This is a genomic window from Microbacterium sp. MYb62, assembly GCF_002979475.1.
GTDB lineage: Bacteria > Actinomycetota > Actinomycetes > Actinomycetales > Microbacteriaceae > Microbacterium.
The window spans coordinates 105,559-126,675 of record NZ_PCOY01000003.1; the positions used below are offsets into that span (position 1 = coordinate 105,559).

Annotated in this window: 14 protein-coding genes; 5 read left to right on the forward strand and 9 right to left on the reverse strand. The window is 68.4% G+C overall.

The features are described from left to right. The first annotated feature begins 208 nt into the window (after positions 1 to 208). A complete protein-coding gene (locus CQ042_RS05385; RefSeq protein WP_105669443.1) occupies positions 209 to 1,600 on the forward strand; it encodes a cell division initiation protein in 1,392 nt (463 codons plus the stop codon). A gap of 88 nt (positions 1,601 to 1,688) precedes the next feature. On the opposite strand, the gene CQ042_RS05390 is transcribed toward CQ042_RS05385, so the two are convergent. The 4 genes from CQ042_RS05390 to CQ042_RS05405 form a co-directional block, all read right to left on the reverse strand. Further along, complete coding sequence (locus tag CQ042_RS05390) at positions 1,689 to 2,807, reverse strand: acyl-CoA desaturase (protein WP_181157474.1); 1,119 nt, start codon at positions 2,805 to 2,807, stop codon at positions 1,689 to 1,691. 211 nt (positions 2,808 to 3,018) lie between these two features. After that, positions 3,019 to 3,303, reverse strand: a complete 285-nt coding sequence (locus tag CQ042_RS05395; protein ID WP_105669444.1) for a hypothetical protein — start codon at positions 3,301 to 3,303, stop codon at positions 3,019 to 3,021. A 203-nt stretch (positions 3,304 to 3,506) separates the two neighbouring features. Then, a complete protein-coding gene (locus CQ042_RS05400; RefSeq protein WP_105669445.1) occupies positions 3,507 to 4,472 on the reverse strand; it encodes an intradiol ring-cleavage dioxygenase in 966 nt (321 codons plus the stop codon). A gap of 75 nt (positions 4,473 to 4,547) precedes the next feature. Beyond that, on the reverse strand, positions 4,548 to 5,690 hold the full coding sequence (locus CQ042_RS05405) for a low temperature requirement protein A (protein ID WP_105669612.1): 1,143 nt from the start codon (positions 5,688 to 5,690) through the stop codon (positions 4,548 to 4,550). Positions 5,691 to 6,041: 351 nt separating this feature from the next. Here CQ042_RS05405 and CQ042_RS05415 point away from each other — a divergent pair, with 351 nt between their 5' ends. Both CQ042_RS05415 and CQ042_RS05420 read left to right on the forward strand, forming a co-directional pair. After that, complete coding sequence (locus CQ042_RS05415) at positions 6,042 to 7,568, forward strand: sugar transferase (protein WP_105669447.1); 1,527 nt, start codon at positions 6,042 to 6,044, stop codon at positions 7,566 to 7,568. A gap of 4 nt (positions 7,569 to 7,572) precedes the next feature. Further along, entirely contained in the window at positions 7,573 to 8,508 is a 936-nt protein-coding gene (locus CQ042_RS05420) for a glycosyltransferase family 2 protein (protein WP_105669448.1), read from the forward strand. A 60-nt stretch (positions 8,509 to 8,568) separates the two neighbouring features. Here CQ042_RS05420 and CQ042_RS20790 read toward each other — a convergent pair whose 3' ends face one another. Together CQ042_RS20790 and CQ042_RS05430 are read right to left on the reverse strand one after the other, a co-directional pair. After that, positions 8,569 to 13,950, reverse strand: coding sequence for a PKD domain-containing protein (locus tag CQ042_RS20790; protein WP_308736976.1), 5,382 nt, complete (start codon positions 13,948 to 13,950; stop codon positions 8,569 to 8,571). 210 nt (positions 13,951 to 14,160) lie between these two features. Continuing rightward, the gene (locus CQ042_RS05430; protein WP_258132047.1) at positions 14,161 to 15,180 is read right to left on the reverse strand and encodes a glycosyltransferase family 4 protein; all 1,020 of its coding nucleotides are present in this window, start codon (positions 15,178 to 15,180) and stop codon (positions 14,161 to 14,163) included. Between the two features lie 52 nt (positions 15,181 to 15,232). Here CQ042_RS05430 and CQ042_RS05435 point away from each other — a divergent pair, with 52 nt between their 5' ends. Next, the gene (locus CQ042_RS05435) at positions 15,233 to 16,420 is read left to right on the forward strand and encodes a DUF1972 domain-containing protein (protein WP_105669450.1); all 1,188 of its coding nucleotides are present in this window, start codon (positions 15,233 to 15,235) and stop codon (positions 16,418 to 16,420) included. Here CQ042_RS05435 and CQ042_RS05440 read toward each other — a convergent pair. Continuing rightward, complete coding sequence (locus CQ042_RS05440) at positions 16,417 to 17,751, reverse strand: lipopolysaccharide biosynthesis protein (RefSeq protein ID WP_105669451.1); 1,335 nt, start codon at positions 17,749 to 17,751, stop codon at positions 16,417 to 16,419. The genes CQ042_RS05435 and CQ042_RS05440 overlap by 4 nt on opposite strands. A gap of 8 nt (positions 17,752 to 17,759) precedes the next feature. After that, the gene (locus CQ042_RS05445; RefSeq protein WP_181157458.1) at positions 17,760 to 19,145 is read right to left on the reverse strand and encodes a polysaccharide biosynthesis tyrosine autokinase; all 1,386 of its coding nucleotides are present in this window, start codon (positions 19,143 to 19,145) and stop codon (positions 17,760 to 17,762) included. A gap of 117 nt (positions 19,146 to 19,262) precedes the next feature. On the opposite strand from CQ042_RS05445, the gene CQ042_RS05450 reads away from it, so the two are divergent. Next, the gene (locus tag CQ042_RS05450) at positions 19,263 to 19,916 is read left to right on the forward strand and encodes a hypothetical protein (RefSeq protein ID WP_105669453.1); all 654 of its coding nucleotides are present in this window, start codon (positions 19,263 to 19,265) and stop codon (positions 19,914 to 19,916) included. Positions 19,917 to 19,925: 9 nt separating this feature from the next. On the opposite strand, the gene CQ042_RS05455 is transcribed toward CQ042_RS05450, so the two are convergent. Further along, positions 19,926 to 21,074, reverse strand: coding sequence for a glycosyltransferase (locus CQ042_RS05455; protein WP_105669454.1), 1,149 nt, complete (start codon positions 21,072 to 21,074; stop codon positions 19,926 to 19,928). Positions 21,075 to 21,117 lie beyond the last annotated feature (43 nt).

Consider the following 21,117-nt stretch of genomic DNA (forward strand, 5'->3'; position numbering starts at 1 on the left):
CCTGGCGCGCGGCGCACGCAGCCTGGGAGAACCGGGCGCGCAACATCCGGCAGACGCAACTAGGCTGGGACCCGCGCCCTGCCCGCCGGGCCTCCGCCGGGTCACGGTGGTGGCGTGCGCCCTGACGACCTCCTCCGGTCCACACGGTCCCGCCAGTCGGGATGGAGCCGCCGCTCCCGGTGTGGCCACGCCAGAAAGGCAAGAACCCATGAGCGAATCCCCCGGAACCGCCGACCGCGACGCCGAGCGCTCGCCGGACTTCTTCGACCAGCTGATCGAGACCACCCCGCGCGACCAGCAGGGCGCGTTCACGATCGGCTTCCGCGGCTACGACAAGGGCGAGGTCGACGCGGCACTCACGACCCTCCGCAACCAGCTGAAGCAGGCCGCCGCCGACGTCGCCGAGGCACAGGCCCGCGAAGAGGACGCCGTCGAAGCGGTGCGGGAAGAGGAGCGCAAGGCCCGCGAGGCCCTGGAGAGCGAGCTCACGGCCGCGAACGCCAAGGCATCCGATGCCGAGCAGCAGGTCGCGACCCTGACCTCCGAGCTCGTCGACGCTCCGCAGCCGGAGGGCGAAGAGGCCCCGTCCCGCCAGCAGTTCGAGGCGATCCTGCGGGTCGCGGAAGAGCAGGCGAACGTCCTGATCCAGAACGCGGCCGTGCAGGCCGACCGCCTGATGACCTCCGCCCGCGAGGAGGTGACCGCGCAGCGCGCCGAGGCCGACGCCGACGCCGAGCGGATCACCGCCCAGGCGCAGCGCGATGCCGACCAGGTGCGCTTGAAGATGGACACCGAGTACACCGCGCACGAGGCCCGCATCGAGCGCGAAGCCGCACATGCCGCCGAGAAGGTGAACCAGGCCGCGCAGGAGGCGACGGCGATCCGCACCGAGGCCGAGAAGGGCGCGGCCGCGCTGCGTTCCCTCGTCACCCGCGAGACGACCCAGCTGCGTGCCGACGCCGAGCGTGACGTGCGTGACATGAACGCCCGCGTGCTGGAGTTCGAGGAGACCCTCACCCGCCGCCAGGACGATGCGCAGCAGGAGTTCCTCGTGCTGCACAACCAGGCCGTGGCGCACGCCGAGCGCATCACCAACGACGCCAACGAGCAGGTCACCGCATCCCTCGAGCACGCCCAGCGGATCTCGGCGCGCGCCGAGGACTACGAGCGACTGACTCGCTCGCAGGCTCAGGCGATCGAAGCCGAAGCCCAGGTCCGTGCACGCGAGACGCTCGAGCGCGCTCGCGCGAAGGCGCAGAAGATCGTCGATTCGGTCACCGGCCACACCACTGCGGTGCTGCACGACGCGGAGGACCGCACCCGTCAGCTGCGCTGGCAGCAGCAGCAGCTGTCGAGCTTCATGGCCGAGGTGCGCGAGCTGATCCGCCCCGACGGCATCTTCTCCGACGACTCGCTGCCGTCGGAGATCACCGCAGCGGATGCGACCGCCGCCCCGGCCGCTGTCGAGGTCGCCGCGGACGAGACGCCGGAGGAGACCTTCCTCGGCGACGAGGTCCTCGAGGATGAGCTCGACGACGACCGCCCGCTCGAGAAGATCACGATCGACGTGGTGGAGACCAAGAAGAAGTCCTCCAAGTAGACACGCCGACGACAGAGGCGCGAGCAGGAATTCCTGCTCGCGCCTCTGTCGTTCCCGGACTGATCGGGCCCGGTGATGTCTGCGGGGGCTAGGCCCGACCGAACTGCGCGACTGCCGGGCAGTCGAAGGGGTCGGCGCCGGCGGAGAGTCCGACGCGGTTCAGGTACTCGATCACGATCATGTACGAGCGGCCCAGGCTGGTCTCCGTGTACGGCACGTCGTTCGCCGCGCAGTAGTCGCGCACGATCTCTCGCGCCTTCGCGAGGTGCGGTCGCGGCATGCTCGGGAAGAGGTGGTGCTCCACCTGGTAGTTGAGTCCGCCCATGAGCCAGGTCGTCCACCATCCACCGCTGATGTTGCGGGAGGTGCGGACCTGCTTGGTGAAGAAGTCGAGGCGGGCGCCCGGCTCGATGATCGGCATGCCCTTGTGGTTCGGTGCGAACGCGGCCCCCATGTAGACGCCGAACACCGCGAACTGCACGCCCATGAAGGCGAAGGCCATGCCGAGCGGCAGCATCATGAAGACGGGCACGAGGATGAGGACGAACCGCAGCGCGATGATGCCGAGCTCGGTCCAGCGTCCCTTGACGTTCTTCGTCGTCATGAGGTACTTCAGGCCGAGGTAGTGGAGGTTCAGCCCCTCGAGGGTGAGCAGCGGGAAGAAGAGCCAGCCCTGCTTGCGGGTGATCAGCTTGATCAGGCCCTTCGCCTTCGCGGCATCCTCTTCGAGGAACGAGACAGTGTCGACCTCGATGTCCGGGTCCTTGCCGACCTGGTTCGGGTTCCCGTGGTGCTTGGTGTGCTTCGAATCCCACCAGGAGTAGCTCATGCCGATGCTGGCGATCACGATGCGGGCGAGCTTGAAGTTCGCCGGGCCCGTGGTGAGGATCTGACGGTGCGCGGCTTCGTGCCCGAGGAAGGCGATCTGCGTCAGGACGATGCCGAGGCCCGCGGCGATGAGCAGCTGGAACCAGCTGTCGCCGAGCAGGATGAAGCCGGTGATGAGGCCACCGAGCGCGACCGCGATACCGGCGGTCACGAAGATGTAGAACCACTGGGTCCTCTGCAGCAGCCCGGTCTCCTTGACCACCTGCGAGACCTGCTTGTACGCCTTGGCCATGGGCGGGAAGTCCGCGTTGCCGGAATACGTCTGACGAATCGGACCCAGCGTTGCCGCGGTCGGTACGATCTGTGTGCTGGAGATGATCTTCTCCTGACGATCGGAGCCCTTGAGCTGTGAAAGCCCAAGGCAGCTGCCCAACGCTTACCTCACAGTAGCCCTAGCTCCATGCGCGTCAGGGAATACATCGGAACCTCTCGACGAGCCCCCAGATCCATGCGCGGCGGGCACACGCCCGGCAGGCCACGGCCGCCCGTGCTGTGCGACGATCCGTGCAGGAGCCGACGGGCGCCGCGGCTCAGGCGCGGGCGCGGCGGGTCCTGCGGCGCCAGGCGCGCGGAAGCATCGGGGCGAAGACGGACCCGCGCCCGGCCGGCTCGTGCGCGTCCTCGAGCGCGTGGAAGGCGTCGTCGAGGGAGTCGAACGAGCCGAGCTCGGTGCCGTGGTTGTCGCGCACGAGGTGCGCGGTGCCGTCGAACTCGACGAAGCCGGCGAACTCGCCGGCGCGCGTCGCGACGTGCACATCGTCGTCGGCCTGCTTCCAGGTCAACGGATCGGACGGGGGAAAGGTGGTGGTGCTCATGGTGGTGCTCATTGCTGTGTGGCGGACACGCATCGGCGCTCCGCAAGATGTCAGATCGAGGGCGGATTCCGCACGCATCGATGTGCGCGGTCCGTAATGGCCCTGATCAGTGGCGACGTGGCGGCCGAGAGGGGCGATGCACACACGTTGCATGATCAGCATAGCAGACGGTCGCGCCGCCCTCGAATCGCGCTGTCTCACCCTCAGCTCGAGGGCGGCCGCCCACCACCCTGTCCAGCCTGCCCACCGCCGGGCGCGGAGCCGGAGGCCGGCGCCGTCGTCGTGTCCACGCCCACGACCAGAGAGGCCGTGTACCCCGCCGCGACGCTTCCGGCGACGGTCGCGAGCTGCAGAGACCCGGAGTCGTCGCCGAACACGTTGTCGCTCGCGAGTGTGATCCGGGACAGGTTGCTCGCCGAACCGTCATACGCCGACTGGGCGTAGACGGCCGCACACGCGGTCTCCGGCAGCGCCAACTGCGACGTGGCGATGGCCGCGGTCGAGTCGGTGATCGATTCGACGTCGGGATAGACCTCGAAGTGGATATGCGGCCAGCGGCCCGAATAGCACCCGGGGAAGATCGAGGTGAACGACACCCTGCCGTCGTCGTCCGCCACCTGCACCCCGCGCAGGTAGGTGACGTCTTCCAGGCCCGAGGAGTACATGGAGTACTCGCCCTGCGCCGTGCAATGCCAGGCGTACACCGCGACGCCCGCGAACGGCACTCCCCCGTTCGCGAGGTCCAGGATCTGCAACTCGAACGTGAGTGGCACCCCTTCGGCGGTCGCCCCGCCGTCGATGGACGAGCGGATGTCCCGGCGCACGATGCCCGAGTCTTCGAGCACGTCCGGGCCGTTCGAGCCGTCGCCCGGATACGGTCCGGCCGTCTCATCGGGGATCTCCGTCGCATCCGCGGAATCCGTGGAGGCCGCTGACGTCTCGGCGGGCGTCGGGGAGCTCGACGAGCCGCCCGACGCGGACGGCGCGCAGGCCGCGAGCACCACGGCCCCGAGGCCGACGCCGGCGAGTCCGAGCACACCACGCCGACTCATCAGCGTGCGGATGTCGAAGGCGACTCCCTGATCGACGACCTCCTCATCGGCGCGGTCGAGCAACCGCCCCTCGTAGGCGGGGCCGTCAGGCGTCTGGGTGGGTTCCGGAATGCTCATGGTCTGGCTCCTTCTCGTCGAGCGGGGTGAGGGAACCAGGTTCCCAGAGCATCCGATCAGCAGTCTTTGCGGGTCCTATGCCTTCTCGATGTCTGCGGGTGCCACCGGGGGACGGATCACCAGCACCACGACGATCCCGACGAGGATCAGGGCGGTGAGCGTGACGGGGATGGGCAGGATCGGGTCGAGGAGTACGAGCAGCGCTCCGAGCGGCACGACGGTGTTCACGACGCGGTCGGCGCTCTCACGGATCGCGATCCACCAGATGCCGACCAGGAAGATCGCGATCGGGACGGTCACGGTGAACGATGCCGTGATGTTCGACAGGTGGCTCACGCCGGTCAGCACGTCGAGCTCCACCTCGATACCCGCCGAGAACGCCGCGGCGGCCGCGAAGACGAAGTAGTGCGTGTACCCGTAGCGCAGCGAGCGGCCGAAGCTCGTGATGGCGCGATGGTGCGGCGGCCAGAAGTAGATCCACCACAGCGACGCCGTGACCACGAGCGTGAGCAGCGAGATCGCGATCAGCGGCCCCAGGCTCTCCACCTCGTCGAGCGCGTCGATGATGGCGTTGGCCGACGCCAGGAGGCTCTCGCCGAGCACGATCAGGGTGAACAGCCCGTAGCGCTCCGTGATGTGGTGCGGATGCCACGGTGTCTGCTTGCGGTGTTCGGCGAACACCGGGATGGCGACCTCGATCAGCGCGAAGATCACGAAGGCGACGAGCTGCATCGGGCCCGTCGGGATCAGCAGGAAGAGGATCCACAGCACCTGCACCGCCGCGATGCCGAAGGCATACCGGCGCGTGGCCGAGCGCAGCGGTCCCGCCGACCGGGAGGCCCGCAGCCATTGCGCGACCATCGCCACCCGCATGACCACGTAGCCGAGGACGGGGATCGTGAAGTCGCCCTCGTTGAACGCCTGGGGGATGCCGGCGGCGAAGACGAGCACGCCGCCCATCTGGACGAAGGTCGTGACGCGATAGAGCCAGTCGTCGGTGTCGAACGACGTGGCGAACCAGGTGAAGTTCATCCAGGCCCACCAGATCGCGAAGAACAGCATCGCGTAGGAGGTGATGCCGTGCAGGAACTCCCCCTCCCCGAGGGCATGGTGCAACTGCGCGGAGGCGATACTCACGGCCACGACGAAGACGAGGTCGAAGAACAACTCGAGCACGCTCGCGGTGCGATGAGGTTGCGACGGATCGCGCGGCAGCATCGTGCGGAGCTGGTAACGGGGTGCGGTGGAGTTCGCTGTCACCGCGACAGGATAGCCCCCGGACACGCCCTCCTGACGAGATTGATTCATCCATTCGTCAGAAATACCTTCCCGTGGCAGTGATGTTCCGCTACAGTGATGAAGGTCTGCAGTGCCTGCTGTCAGCGATCGCCGTGTGGGACGGCGAAAACGCACTCCGCGATGTGGGAATCGTGAAGAAGTGTCAGCAGGACCCGAGGGGTCGGGACGCAGACGAAGCCGTGAACGTGGGGTTCATGGTCTGGGGAATCTGGGGAATCAAATGACGCACTGGGGATATCTGCGTACATTCATGGCTCAAGGGGCCTCGGCATGACTTCCGTCGAGGATGCCCTGAGCATCACTCGTACGGCATTCGTGCCGGTGGCGGCTCCGCGAGCCACCAAGTCGGTGACGCGCACGGTTGTCACGCCGCGCGCATCGGCGACCTTGGAGAGGCGCCGGCAGTGGGAGCGCCGCTATCGGATGCGGCTGCGGATCACGGATGCGGCTGTCATCCTGTTCGCCGTCGGTCTGACGGCAGCGATCCAGCTGGTCACCGGTGTCTCCGGGCTCGAGGTCCTGCGCGACGGCATCCCCCTCGCCGCGCTCTGGTACCTCATGCTCAGCGCGCTGCACACGCGGGACGCCGCGTTGTTCCGCGCGAGCGCCACCGAGTACCGCGGCGTGGTCCACGCCAGCGGGCTCGCTTTCGGGGTCATCGCCATCGTGGCGGTGCTGCTCGCATGGGAGTCGATGCAACTGGTGCTGCTGCTGGGGCTGCCACTCGGTGTGCTGACGCTGCTCGTGACGAGGTGGCTGTGGCGCCATTGGCTGCAGAAGCAGCGCTCACAAGGGAGGTTCGCCTCCCGCACTCTCGTCGTCGGCAATCGGGACGACGTGGAGTATGTGGTGCGCACGCTGCACCCGATCGGTGCGTCCGGCTACCAGGTGGTCGGCGCGACGCTGCTCGACGGCAACGCGCGCGACATCGAGATCGGCGACACGAGGTTCCCAGTTCTGGGGAACGTGAACTCCGTGTCGTCGATCGCGGCCGAGGTCGGCGCCGACACGATCATCGTGGCGAGCCGTCCCGAGGGAGAGCCGGAGTTCGTGAAGCAGTTGAGCTGGCAGCTCGAGGGAACCGCTGCCGAGCTCGTGCTCTCCAGCCGTCTCACCGATGTCGCCGGCCCCCGCATCTCCTTCGCCCCCGTCGAGGGCCTGCCGCTCATCCAGGTGCAGATCCCGACCTATGAAGGCGGACAGCACCTGCTCAAGCGCGCGCTCGATATCGCGGTCGCCACGCTGGCGTTGATCCCGATCGCCTTGCTGGCACCGGCGCTGGCGCTGCTCATCAAGCTCGACTCGCGCGGGCCGGTCTTCTTCTTCCAGGAGCGTGTCGGCCGCGACGGCCGACGCTTCAAGATGGTCAAGTTCCGCTCGATGAAGACGGATGCCGAGCAGCAGCTCGCCGCGCTAAAGGCACAGAACGAGGGCGCCGGCCTCCTCTTCAAGATGAAGGACGACCCGCGGGTGACCCGCATCGGCCGAGTGCTGCGCAAGCTCTCGCTCGATGAGCTGCCGCAGTTCTGGAACGTCCTGATCGGCGACATGAGCGTCGTCGGCCCGCGCCCGCCGCTGCCCAGCGAAGTCACCGCATACGACGGCACAGTCTTCCGCCGCCTCTACATCAAGCCCGGTATCACGGGCCTGTGGCAGGTCTCCGGACGCAGTGATCTCTCCTGGGACGAGAGCGTGCGCCTCGACCTGCGGTACGTCGAGAACTGGTCAGTGATGAACGATCTGCAGATCATGTGGCGCACCGCCAAGGTCATGGTGCAGCCCAGCGGGGCATACTGAATCCATGACCACAGCGTCGCCTCGCGACGAGGACCGATCCGTCCTCGTCGCCGTCACGACCTTCCGCCGCACTGAGCTCCTCTCTCCGCTCGTCGCAGCCATCCGCGCGCACGCCGGCGACAGCGGCAGAAACATGCGCATCGCGCTGGTCGACAACGACCCGATGCGATCCGCAGAGCAGACGGCCACCTCGCTGGGCGTCGACTACGTCTCGGAGCCGACCCCGGGGATCGCAGCGGCTCGTCAAGCCGCCCTCGACGCGGCAACACCGGGCGAGCTCGTGGCGATGGTCGATGACGACGTGCTGCCCCAGGAGGGCTGGCTGGACGCCCTCCTGTCCATCTGGGCTGCGTCGGACCATCCGGCGGTCGTCATGGGCTACGTGGAGTATGTCTGGCCTGAAGGCACCGATCCCTGGATCGTCGCCGGCGGGTTCATGCGGCGACGACGCCGACGCACCGGCCAGCAGCTCGATGCCCTGGCCACAGGCAACGTCCTCATCGATGCGACTCAGGTCGATGGACTCGGTGTGCGCTTCGACACCCGCCTCGGCCTTGCCGGCGGTGAGGACATGCTCTTCGGGCGTTCCCTTCTCGCTGCGGGTGCCTCCATCGTGGCTTCCGCAGATTCCGTCGTACGCGATGAGATCCCGGTGGAGCGAACCTCCCGGGAGTTCGTGCGTCGACGCACCATCTCGCAGGGCCAGATGCGCACACGGCTGCTCACACGCGACGGTTCCCCCGTTCGACGATTCGCTCTCCGCGTCGCGCACCTCGCAGGCGGTCTGCTCCGCCTCGTCGTCTTCTCTTCACGGGGGCTCCTGGCCCGCTGGCGCGGTGACATGACGGCGGAGGCGGTGCTGCGTCGACGCACCTGGTTCGCTCAGGGCCGCATCCTGGGAGCCGTCGGTCGTATCACGCCCGAGTACGCGCGGAACTGACCCACGGCACGAGAAAGGGGGCGGGGGCCGTGTGCCCCCGCCCCTTCCTCGGGTACATCTCTACTGAGGAACCACCACGGCGAAGCGCTCGAACGACAACTTCGTCGCGGCGTTCGTCGATGCCGAACTGATCGACGTCTTGATGCCGACGCCACCTGCGGCCTGCATCGCGGCCGTCGCGTCAGTGCCCTGGAGCTGCCAGTCGGCGGGCTCTGCCTGCCCCTCGACCCACACCTTGGCGGCGACGGTCGTCGGGTTGGTCCCGGTGACTGCCAGACGAGCGTGGAGCACCTGGCCCGGCGCGTAGGTCGTCGGCACGACGTAGCTGTTCCCGATGGCTGTCTCATCGCGGAGGATGTAGAGACGGATCACGCCGGCCGGCTCCAACCGCACCCGAGCAGAGTACGTCGACGTTCCGACCGTCCGACCGTTGAGCGTGATGCTTGCGGTGCCACCGGCCGAAGCGACATCCGACGAGAACGTCGCGTCGAGGATGGTACTCGTGCCCGACACCGCCAGTCGCGCCTCACGGGTCTGCGACGGTGCGAGCGTCACGACGCCCTTCCCTGCTGCAGTGCTGAACGCGGCATTGCCGCCGGACAGCGTCCATGCTCCGCCGAGATCAGCTGTGCCCCATCCACCGGTCGTCGCACGGTCGAACTCATCCGTCGCGAGCGGGACCGGGCCCGTGGGATCCGGCGGGTCGACCACCGGAGCGGTGACCGTCACCGGGTTCGTCACGGCGTGCGTCGCCCCGTCGTCATCGGTCACTGTCAGAGTGACGTTGTACGTCCCGGACGCCGCGTAGGCGTGCGATGCCGTCGCGCCCGACGCTGTCGCCCCGTCGCCGAAGTTCCACGCGTACGACGCGATCGTTCCGTCCGCGTCCGTGGAGCCGCCCGCGTCGACGTTCGCCGTGAGTCCGTTCGTCGTGGAGGCGAACGCGGCCGTCGGCGCCTGGTTCTGCGGTGGCGCCACCACGGCACCGGTGACGACCTTGTAGTCGTCCACGGAGATGACCGACGACACCGTCGACACCGAGCTGATCGCCATCTTGAGACCGACGGAGCCGGCGGCCTGCAACGCGGCCGTGGAATCGGTCGCCTGCAACTGCGGGTTGGCCGGTTCCGTGGTCCCCGCGCGCCAGACCTTGAGCGAAAGCGTCGTCGGCGAGGTGCCGCGGACCGACAGGACGACCGAGAGCTTCTCGCCCGCGACATAGTTACCGGGGATCACGACGCTGTTGCCGAGCGCTGTCTCGTTGCGCAGCAGGTAGAGCCGGATCGCGCCGTTGGCCTCGATCTTGACGCGACCGGAGTAGACGTCGCTGCCGATCTGACGGCCGTTGACCGTCAGGTTGAAGGCTCCGCCGCTGGTGGCGTTGCTCGAGCCGATCGTCATCGATGTGATCGTCTCCGAGCTCGAGACGCCCGCGAGACGGGCTTCACGAGTCGCGGCAGGGGCGAGTGCGAACTTGCCCACACCGTCGCCGACCGAGAAGGCCGCAGCGCCCCCGGACGTCGTCCACGCCCCACCCACATCTGCGGTTCCCCAGGAAGAGGAAGCCGTCCGCTCGAAGGCGTCCCGGGCGATCACGTCTTCGGTGGCTGCCGGCGCGACGGCGACCGAAGCCGTCGTCTGGTGCGTCGCACCATCGTCGTCGGTGACCGTCAGCGTGACGGTGTAGGTCCCCGCTGTCGCATAGGTGTGAGTCGCTGTCGCACCGGTGGCGGTGGCGCCGTCACCGAAGTTCCAGGCGTGCGCCGTCACCGTGCCGTCACTGTCCGTCGATCCGCTGCCGTCCACCGAGATGGACATGCCGTCGGCGCCGCGCACGACGTTGGCCACGGCCTTGGGCGGCGCGTTCTGCGCCTCCACCGTGATCGCCTTCGTCGTGGTGGCGGATCCGCCGCGATCGTCGGTCACCGTCAGCGAGACCTCGTAGATGCCCGAGGCCGCGTAGGCGTGTTCGGCCGTGGCGCCGGTGGCTGCGCCGCCGTCGCCGAAGTTCCACGAGTACCCGGCGATCGTGCCGTCGCTGTCGGTGCTGGTGGATCCGTCGAACGCCACCGAGAGGAATTGCACCGCCTCGGTGAAGGCCGCCGTCGGCAGCACGTTCGGGTTGCGGGCGATCACGTCATGAGTGACCGTCGACGTGAGCCCGCCCGCGTCCTGCACCGTGAGCGTCACCGTGTAGGTGCCCGCGGAGGCGTAGGCATGCGTCGGAGCGACTCCGGTGGCGGTCTGACCGTCGCCGAAGTTCCACGAGTACTGCGCGATCGGACCCTCGGGATCGCTCGACGTCGATGCGTCGAAAGCGACCGAGAGATCGGTCGGCGTCGCGGTGAACTGCGCCGTCGGGAGCTGGTTCAGCTGCCCCGTCTTGCCCAGCTGGAAGTGCTGCAGCACCTGGCTCGAGGTGAGCGGTGCCGTGTAGACGGCCGCCTCATCGATCGTGCCGACCCAGAACGGGTCGCCCTCCCAGGTCGTGTCCCCACCCACACGCCAGTATCCGGCGTAGTCGTCGGATGCCGCCTGCGTGTTCGATGCCACCTGGACGCCGTCGACGAACAGCTGCATGCCGCTGGCCGACTGCTGTCCCACGACATGGTGCCATTGGCCGTCGCGGTAGGTACCCGGCGCGGTGAGAACGTAGGAACCACCGCTGTAGACGCCGAACTTGAGCTGGCCGGACGGATCCATGTAGATGTGCCGGTCGTAGTTCGCGCTCGCATTGGCGGTGTTGGCGTTGCTGTTGCCGAAGCCGATCAGCTTTCCGCCTCCGCTCGAGGTGGTCTTGAACCATGTCTCGATCGAATAGACGTCGGGCGACGGGTACTGCCGCGCGCTGACGACGGTCTGACGGTTGTTCCAGCTCGAGAAGAGCTTCGACGACGTGAACCGGATGGCTGGGTTGCTCACTCCGGACAGCGCGCCGGACTGGTTGCGTTGGATCGCCGCGGATCCCGCCGTCTGGTACGTGCCGTTGCTGCCATCGCGTCCGGAGTCCCTGGCGACCGTTCCGCTCGTCTCCCCGAGTCGCCAGTACAGCGTGGGGTCGAGCTCGTAGACCGACTTGCCGTAGGCGTCGGCCGGAGCCGCGGGCAGGGACGAGGTCCGCCCGGAGGAGACCCAGTGCGCGTCGACCGCGTCACGGGTGAGAGCGGTGCTGTAGACAGCCACGTCCGCGATCCGTGCGTTGAGGTAGTTGGACGTTCCCGCCGACGGCCATCCGCTCTGGGAGTCGCCGCCGATCCGCCAATATCCCGAGTAGCTCTGGCCTGCGGTGGTGTCGGTGCGCGAGCCGATGCGCACGCCGTCGACATAGAGCACCATCCCCGACGCGCTCATCGTGCCAACCACATGGTGCCAGTTGCCGTCGTTGAGGCCTGCACTGCTGGTGATCGTGCGCGCCGAGCCCGGGTACACGCCGAACGTGACCTGTCCGGTGTTGCTCATGTAGAGATGCCGGTCGTAGTTGCCGGAGAGTCCCGTGGCGGTGTTGCCGAAGCCGACGATCTTGCCGCCGCGCGTGCTCGTCGTCTGGAACCAGGCCTCGACCGAGAACTCGTTCGGGGCGGCTTCGGAGACGGAGCTGGACGACGTGCCGTTGGTGCCGTTGAAGGCGGTGGAGGACGAGGTCTGGCCGACGGCCTGACCCGCTTGACCCCGCGTGGTGCCACCGGCCAGAGTCAGGTCGTTGCCCGCGACCCAGTCGGTCGCAGACGTGCCGGACGGCTCGTTCAGCGGCCAGTAGTATTTCGGCTCGGACGCGAGGATCGCCTCGTTGTAGGCGTTCGACGTGCCGGCGGCAGCGATCGTGACCGGCGTCCAGTCAGACGTCGTGGAGTTGCCGTTCGGGTCGGTGACCTTCACGCGATACTCATAGCTCTGACCCGCCGTCACCGCCGTGTCCGAGAAGGTGAGCCGCGGACGCACCCAATAGGTGGAATCGGCGGTGGTCGTGTGGATCGGCTGCGCGAGATCACGACGGAAGACCTCGTAGGTCAGTCGTGCGTTGTCTGCGTCGTAGTTGGCCGACCAGGCGACGCGCGCCTGCCCCGCACGGAACGACTGCGCGCTGATCTGGTAGGCGCCACCCTTGATGGTCGGACCGACCTTGTTCGGCGCGGTGCCCGGCTTCGCGAAGCGCACGAGCCCTTGCTGGGCCGAGCCGCTCACCGCGGTGAACTCCCCGCCGTAGACGAGGTAGTCGCCGCCGCCGGTGACGGACCACGCCGCCTGGCTCATGCCGGAGACCGTCCCCGGCTGCCACGTGGGGTACCAGTGCAGCAGTCGCGCCGCCGGATTTCCCGTGAAGCTGCGGTAGCCGTAGATGTCCGGCGTGATGGTGCGGTCCGACGGGTTCTTGTCGAAGGCGAGCGAGAAGTTGAAGTTCCACGGGTCGAGCTGCGGGAACTCCCCGATGTTCCCGCAGTAGTGCGAGTGCGCCGCGGTGTAGAGCACGCCGCCGGTCGGATACACCGAGTAGGTGTCGCCGTGGCAGTCTTCCATCCACACCATCGAGCCGTCGCTCCAGTTCGCGCGGAACGAGCCCTCGAAGTCGTCCTCCGTCTTCGAGCCGCCGAAGTCGTAGCCGCTGCCGTAGACGCTGTCGCCGTCGGATGCGAGCGAGTAGATGGAGGCGCCCGTGCCTCCGTTGCGGATGACGCTGTTGATCGCCCACGGCAGGCTCGCGCCGGTGCCGGCGTCGAGCGCAGCCATGCCGCGCCCGGGGTTCGTGGAACCGTTGGTCGACGTGAACGACCCCGCGATGACGACCTTCGATGCGTCGGGGGACACGACGACCGAGCGGACGCCGTAGCCGCCCGCGAGCACCGGGTTGAAGTCGAGCACGGCACCGGTCGACGCGCTCAGGGCGGCGACTCCGGTGCGGGCGGTGTTGTTGACGTTCGAGAACTCACCGGTGACGTACACGGTGGTGTCGGTGGCGACGATGCCCTGCACGATCGTGTTGGTTCCGGGGGTCCAGTTCGCGATCAGCTGCCCCGTTGCGGTGTTGAAGGCCGCGAGCCGATACCGGTTCTGCCCGTCGACCGACGTGAAACCGCCGCCGATGTAGAGTCGCGAGCCGTCCGGCGAGACGGCGGCCGCGAGCACGCGACCGTTGACCTGCGGGTTGAAGGAGGCGTCGAGCACACCTGTGGCGATGTCGTAGGCCAGCAGGTTCGACCGCGGCGTCTCGTTGGTCCCGGCTGCAGCGCCCGCCGGGCGCGCGCTCGTGAACTGGCCGCCGGCGTAGACCTTGCTGCCCCCGACCGCCTGAGCCCAGACGATGCCGTTGATCTGCGTGGTCGGAAGTGGATCCGCGCTCACCGTCGCCGGCGACGCCGGATCGGTCGGCGCGGTGTCCGCCTGCGCTGCTGGTGCCGTGATGGCCGCTCCCAGGAGCGTGGCCACCAGAACGGCGACGACTCCCATGGCGATGCGACGGTACGGACGTGCGCGCGACTCTTCGTCGCGTGCGATTGCATCGAGTCGTTGGACTCGCATGGCGCCTCCCCATAGGCACATGCCGATATATCGGCGAATGATGGTTTCCCTCGCGTCCCCCAAAGACGCAACCGCGCTCAGACTAGCGCACGACACCCGCGTGGCGCTACCCGTACTCCCCGATCTGCGATAAAGGGGTCAGCGATCCGGGAGGAGGATCTCTGCGAGGTGCGCGCACATGATCGCCGTCGTGAACGACGTCACCACCGCCGCACGTCCGGCGGCGCCCATCGCGGCCGCACGATCGGGATCGTCGACGAGCGTCACGAGTCGACCCGCCAGCGCCTCGGCATCGCCGACGGGAACGAGATGGCCGGTCTCGCCCTCGACGACATATTGCGACATTCCCGGCGTATCCGTGTTGACCACCGGCCGCCCCGTCGCCGACGCCTCGAGCGTCACCGTCATCCCTGACACGTGGAGGTTCGGCCGGGTCGCGGTCGCCACGACGCTCGCCGTCGCGTACAGATCGCGCAGCTCGCGGTGACTCATCCGCTCCATGACCCGGACGCCTTCCGGAGCACCGGCGGCCGACGTCTGCACGACGATCTCGACCTCAGGGCGCTGGACCCGCACCAGCTCGAGCGCCCGGAACAGCGTCTGGGGGTCCCGATCCCGGTCATTGCCGATGCTCACGATCCGCGGCCGATCAGGGAACGTCCGCGGCGCGAAGAACTCGGCATCGACGCCGAAGGGCACCGCGGTGATGCGCGGGCCGTGCTCACCGAACAGCTCCTGCAGGGGTTCGACCTGTCCGCGGCTGAGCACCCACAGGTCCTCGGCGCCTCGAAGCACCTCGATCAGGCGCTCGGGAACGTGCCCGCGCGCGACCATGTCCGTCAGCCAGATCACGCCGGAGGCGAACCGCTGACGCGGAAGCGCCACCTGCATCCGGAACGCGGCGTTCTCGTCCCACGTGAAGCCCATGCCCTCGGCCCGCCGCGGGCCGAGTCCGGCGCGGGCTCGGAGACGCGACAGCCGTCCGGGAACAGGAAGGTCGAGCACGTCGACGCCGGCGAACTCGCGGAGCCCGTCGAGGCCGTACTGCCACGCGCTGGGGACTTCGCCGGCGGCGTGCCGCTGCTCCCAGGCATCCACCGACTGCTCGGCAGGGAAACCCCACACGAGGGAGCGTTCGGGACCGGGGGCTGACGACACCGCCCCAGACTAGCGCCAGGACCACGTCGACCTGCTCGGGCATACTGTTGCGATGCGCTCTCCACAGTCGCCCTCCTCGCCCTCGCTCCGCATCGCGCTGATCGGGACGCGCGGCATCCCGGCCGCATACGGCGGGTTCGAGACCGCCGTCGAAGAGGTCGGGCGCCGGCTCGTCGAACGCGGCCATCGCGTGCTCGTGTACGGCCGCGACGCGGGCACCAGCGGGGACGAGTACCTGGGCATGCGCCGGGTCACGCTCCCCGCCGTGCGACAGAAGGCGCTCGAGACCCTGAGCCACACCGCACTCTCGACGGCTCATGCCGTGACCAAGGCCAGACCGGACGCCGCGTTCGTGTTCAACGCCGCCAACTCGCCGTTCCTCCCCGTGCTCCGGGCTCGTCGGATCCCGGTCGCGCTGCACATGGACGGCCTCGAGTGGCGACGCTCGAAATGGGGCGGACGCGGCAAGGCGTACTACCGCTGGGCGGAGGAGTTCGGCGTTCGCACGGCCGACGCGATCATCGCCGACGCCCCCGGCATCTCCGACTACTACCGTCACCAGTTCGACGTCCCGAGCGAGCTGATCCGCTACGGAGCTCCGCTCCTCGACCAGGCTCCGGCCGACGGCATCCGCGCACTGGGCCTCGAGCCGGGCGGATACCATCTCGTCGTCGCGCGGTTCGAACCCGAGAACCATGTCCGTGAGATCGTCGAGGGATATGCGGCGTCGTCAGCCACCAAACCGCTCGTGGTCGTCGGGTCCGCGCCTTATGCGGCGGAGTACACCGCCGCGATCGATGCGCTCGCCACCGCGGACGAGCGCATCCGGCTTCTCGGCGGAGTGTACGACCAGGACCTGCTCGACGCGCTCTACCATCACGCTTTCACCTATCTGCACGGCCACTCGGTCGGCGGGACGAATCCCTCGCTGCTGCGGGCGATGGGCGCCGGCACGGCGGTGATCGCGTTCGACGTGACCTTCAACCGGGAGGTCCTCGACGAGCAGGGCTGGTACTTCGCCGATCCTGCCCTGGTGACGTCGGCGCTCGAAGCGACCGAATCCGACCCCCACGCCGTGGACGCGGTGGCTCGGACCCTCCGCTCCCGGGCGGCCGAGGCCTTCTCGTGGAACGACGTCGCGGACGCGTACGAGCAGTTGGCCCGTCGGATCGCGCAGGGGGAATCGATCCATGCCTCGGCACGCCGCTCGCGTCGGCTCGCGGAAGAGTGGCCGGGCTAGCTCGACTCGACGACCGAGGCCGGATCCTCCGCGCGCTCGGGTGCGAGAAGACGCTCGCGGTGCCGGTGGATGTAGATCACGTAGGGGATCACCTGGCACACGATCAGCGCGAATGCGACACCGAGCAGCGGCCCCACGATGCCGAGGATCGGCGTGAGGACGATCGACAGCACGATGCTGACTCCGGCCATCGCCAGCGTCGGGATCACCTGGAAGCGGATACCCGGCTTGTCCATGATGAACATGCCGAGCGGATAGACCGCGGCAGTGAACATGATCATGCAGCCGAAGGAGAGGATCGTCGAGGTCCGCACCTCGAGTTCGCCCCGCGTGATGAACTCGAACAGCCAGGGCCCGATCAACCAGACGAAGAGCGTCGCCGCGGCGACCGCGCCTCCGAAGAGCAGCGAGAGCAGGTAGGGGCCGCGGCGGAGCTCACCCCGGTGCCGCCGTCGGGCGAACTGCGGCCACAGCGCCACACCGGCCGCCATGACCAGCCCGTTGAGGGCGAAGAAGACCTGCCCGGCCACCCCGTACTCGGCGACATCGGTCGGAGTCCCGTACTGCGCGAGCACGTAGCGCTGCGACCCGACCGCGATGGGATAGGTCACCATCTGCGCGAGCATCGGCCAGCCGACGTCCATGACCCGGACCCCGGGCACGCTGCGCCACCGGAGAAGCACCCGGAGGGCGTCCGGGATGAGCGGTGCGGTGGAGCGCGTCACGAGGAGGAATCCGATGACCGCCGTCAGCAGCGACGCGCCGTAGGAGGCGACCGCCAGGTAGGAATCGAAGTCGCGCCCGCCGAAGGTCAGCATGAGCCATACGCCGCCCATCGTCACGGGCGAGATGAGGCCCTGCACGAGGATCACGAGATGATTGCGTCGTTGGCCGAGCAGGATCCGGAACCACACGCCGAGCGTCACGGTCAGGCTGAACAGGGTGATGCACAGGAAGGCCGCGAGGGGGGCCCCCGGGATCGCCCCGGCGTCGCCGAACAGCGCACGCCATCCGCCTGTGATCAGCAGCACGGTGTTGATCAGCATGAGGCCCGAGGCGAACAGGAGCAGGATGCGACCGACGGAGGTGACCTGCAGCCGCAGCTTCTTGTCGGTGCGCACGTCGTCGCTGGTCGCGACGGCGTTGACGAGCACCGCTCCGCTGCCGAGGTCCGTGAACGTCAGCAGCGACGGGATCGTGATGAGCAGGGTGTAGAGCGCATAGTGCTCGATGTCGGTCTCACCGAGGATCATCCGCGTCGTGATCACACCGCAGACGAGGGAGATCACCATCGTCACGCCTCGCGCGCCGAGCGCCAGCAGAGAGTTCATGAGAATGCCTAGCCGCGGACGTTCCGGCGCCCGAGACGCGGACGCAGCCCCTTGGAGCGCTCGTCCGTGTAATACGGGCTCTTCGCCGCACCGCGGACCCCGTTCAGCACGATGCCGAGCACGGGCGTCCTCGTGGATTCGAGCGACGACAGCGCACGGGCGAGGTCGGACCCCTTCGTGCGGTTGGACCTCACCACGAAGAGCGTGCCGTCCGCCATGGTCGAGAGCCACAGGGCGTCGCTCACCGACAACACGGGCGCGGTGTCGATGATGACGTAGTCGTAGTTGTCGCGCGCTTCGTCCACCACCTTGTGGAGCTCGCCGCTGGAGAGCAGCTGCCCGGGGTTGGGCGGCTGCGCACCCGCGGTGAGGATGTCCAGTCCCGGACGCCCCCACTGCTGCACGGCGCCCGCCAGCTCGATGTCACCGATCAGCACGGTCGTGAGACCGACCGACCCCTCGAGTTGGGTGTACCGGGCGGTGCTGGGTCGCCGCAGATCCGCCTCGATGAAGAGGACGGAACGGCCGCCCTCGGCGAGCGTCAGAGCGAGTCCGAGCCCGACGGAGGACTTCCCCTCCTGCGCGGAACACGAGGTGACGAGTATCACCCGACGACTCTTGTCCACGTCGACGAACTTGAGGCTGGCCGACACCTGGCGCATCGCCTCGGCGACGCGACCGTCCGGCTGCGAGCGGATGACACGGGCGAGCGTCTGGTTGTCCGCGGCCTCCGGGATCTCGCCGAGCAGAGCGATGTCGGTGATCTCCCCGAGCGCGCTCGCGCTGGCGATGCGCGTGGCGAATCGCCGACGCAACACCGCGAAGACGACACCGGCGACGAGTCCCGCCGCAACACCGAGCGCGACGTTGTTCCGGGTGTTCGGGGCGATCGGCACTGTGGGTGTCCGCGCCGGCGAGATCGTCTCGATGCGCACCGCCGGCTCCCCGTCCGCACCGATCGGCGAGACGTTGCCGACGGCGACGGCGAGTTCGCTGGCGATCGCGTTCGCCGTCTTCTGCGCGCTCTCCCCGTTCGTGTCCGTGACGCCGATCTCGATCACGACGGTGTTCAACGGAACGTTCACATCGACCCGTCGCGCGAGTCGGTTCGCCGTCTCGTCGAGACCGACCTCCTCGATGACGGGATCGAGGACGGTGGGCGAGACGACGAGAAGCGTGTAGGTCTGCACGAGGCTCTGCACGTAGTTCGACCCCTGCAGCAGCTCGGTCGTGCTCTCGCCGCGAGTCGGGATCACCATGACCTGCGCCTCTGCGCGGTACTCCGGGTCGACGAACTGGGAGTAGCCGTACGCGGCTCCACCGCCGAGGAGCATGAGCACGATGATGACGACCCAGTTGCTCCTGAGCGACTGGAAGTAGTCCTGCAGTGTCATGGTTCCCCGTCCCCCTCGGCGCGACCGCGCGATGTCTCGCGGTGCCTCGCGGCTCACCATTATCGCCTATGTTGGAAGAGAGAGTCGGTGCTGCCGACTCCGCATCGAGGGGAACACGTGACGCACAGGCTCATCTTCGCCTGCGAGGCGAACATCTGCCGGTCGCCGCTGATGGAGCAGGTGCTGCGCTCGCGCGTCGAGGCCGACCTGTGGGAGATCACGAGCGTCGGCACGCGTGTCGGGCCCGGCGACCGGCCCATGTGCACGGTCTCCGCCGACGTCGCCCTCGCTGTCGGGCCCGGGGACAGCACCGTCGAGCATCGCTCCACGGCGGTCGATGTCGAGGCGCTGCACGCGGCCGAGTTGGTCCTCACCGCGAGCCGTGCCGAGCGCTCAGCCATCGCGCAGCTCCTGCCCGAAGCCCGGTCGAAGACGTTCACGCTCCGCGAGGCCATCCACCTCGGCGCCGCGCCGCTCCGCTCCGAGGAGCTCACGGCCATCGCCGATCTCATCGACGACGCCCCCACGGAAGGGCTCGGCGCCTACGCCGCCGCCCTCCATCGCCGGCGCGGGTTCGTGGCGCCGCCCACCGCCGGACGCACCCTGTGGGGGAAACGGCGACCGAACGCCCTGGACATCCCCGATGCGCACCACGGTGGATCGAGAGAGCATCGTTCGATGCTCGAGGGGACCGCACGCGACGTCGTCGAGCTGCACCGACAGCTCGACGCGTTCCTCACCGCGCCGGTCACGGATCCCGCCGTCCGCTGAGCGCACGCCTCAGGAACGGGTGCGAGATCCCAGGAATGCGGCGACGGTCCGACGGTAGGCATCAGGTGCGAACCGTCCGAGCGCAGCATCCCGATCGGTGATGGCGACCGCTCGGCGCGTCTCCCAGTCGTCGCGCACCGTGCGGAGCGCTCGAGCGAGGTCCTCCGCGTCGCCCGGCACCACGAACGTCGCACTCTCGTAGGGGTCGATCGCCTCTCGAAGCCCGGCGATGTCGCTCGCGATCACGGGCCGCGCGGCCAGGATCCCCTCGACGGCGGTGTTGCCGAAGGACTCGTCCTGGCGCGACGGCACGACGAGGACATCGACCTCGGCGAGCAGCGGCCAGATGTCCTGCTGGAATCCGAGGTACGCGACGCGGTCGTCGACGCCGAGTGCGGAGACTCGATCCCGCAGTCGTCGGTCGAACTCCTCATTGCCGGAGAAGACATCGCCGACCAGATGGAGCTCGGCGTCGACGCCGTCGTCCGCCAGCCGCGCGAGCGCTTCGACAGCGACGTCCGGCCCCTTGCGGTGCGAGAGGCGTCCGACATATCCGACACGGAGCCGGTCGATGTGGGCTCGGGGCGGGGCGACCTCCTCGGGCGAGGCGACGCCGTTGGGGATGACCGTCGCGCGCCGACCGAGCGCCGGGATCACCGCACTCACGGTCTGCAGCGTGAACCGGCTGTTGGCGATGATGCGGTGCGCGGCGAGATGCGGGGCGTACAGCACGAAGTTCACGAGCCGGGAGGCCGAGGCCTCGGCCTCGTGCACATGGGTGACGGTGGGCACACCGGCCAGACGTCCGATGAGCGGCCACGACGGCAGGACGATCGTGCTGACGTAGATCGTGCGGGGGCGGAGGCGGCGGACGATCGCGACGGACGCCGCGATGCCACGGATCGCGTCCCTCAGCGAGCGGAGCCAGTTGCGCGGGTGCAGAGAGGACTTCCGCAGCACGAACATCGGCGGGATAAGGACCTCGACCCCGGCCGACTGCAGCTTCTCGACGAGCGGTCCGCGTTCCGGAAGGGCGGCGACGACGCGCTCGCCCTTTTCGCGCAGGCCCCGCGCGGTCTCCAGAAGCATGCGGTCTGAACCGAACAGCTCCCATCCCGGATGCACGAGCAGATACGGGGCACGGTTGTCGTCGGTCACGATCCCATTGTGCCTGCCGTGCAGGGAATCCGGTCCGCCTCGC

Bases quoted from the DNA above. Each gene is read 5' to 3' on its own strand.
- CQ042_RS05385 (WP_105669443.1), top strand. From the start codon at position 209: ATGAGCGAATCCCCCGGAACCGCCGACCGCGACGCCGAGCGCTCGCCG.
- CQ042_RS05395 (WP_105669444.1), bottom strand. From the start codon at position 3,303: ATGAGCACCACCACCTTTCCCCCGTCCGATCCGTTGACCTGGAAGCAG.
- CQ042_RS05400 (WP_105669445.1), bottom strand. From the start codon at position 4,472: ATGAGCATTCCGGAACCCACCCAGACGCCTGACGGCCCCGCCTACGAG.
- CQ042_RS05405 (WP_105669612.1), bottom strand. From the start codon at position 5,690: ATGCTGCCGCGCGATCCGTCGCAACCTCATCGCACCGCGAGCGTGCTC.
- CQ042_RS05415 (WP_105669447.1), top strand. From the start codon at position 6,042: ATGACTTCCGTCGAGGATGCCCTGAGCATCACTCGTACGGCATTCGTG.
- CQ042_RS05420 (WP_105669448.1), top strand. From the start codon at position 7,573: ATGACCACAGCGTCGCCTCGCGACGAGGACCGATCCGTCCTCGTCGCC.
- CQ042_RS20790 (WP_308736976.1), bottom strand. From the start codon at position 13,950: ATGGGAGTCGTCGCCGTTCTGGTGGCCACGCTCCTGGGAGCGGCCATC.
- CQ042_RS05435 (WP_105669450.1), top strand. From the start codon at position 15,233: ATGCGCTCTCCACAGTCGCCCTCCTCGCCCTCGCTCCGCATCGCGCTG.
- CQ042_RS05440 (WP_105669451.1), bottom strand. From the start codon at position 17,751: ATGAACTCTCTGCTGGCGCTCGGCGCGCGAGGCGTGACGATGGTGATC.
- CQ042_RS05445 (WP_181157458.1), bottom strand. From the start codon at position 19,145: ATGACACTGCAGGACTACTTCCAGTCGCTCAGGAGCAACTGGGTCGTC.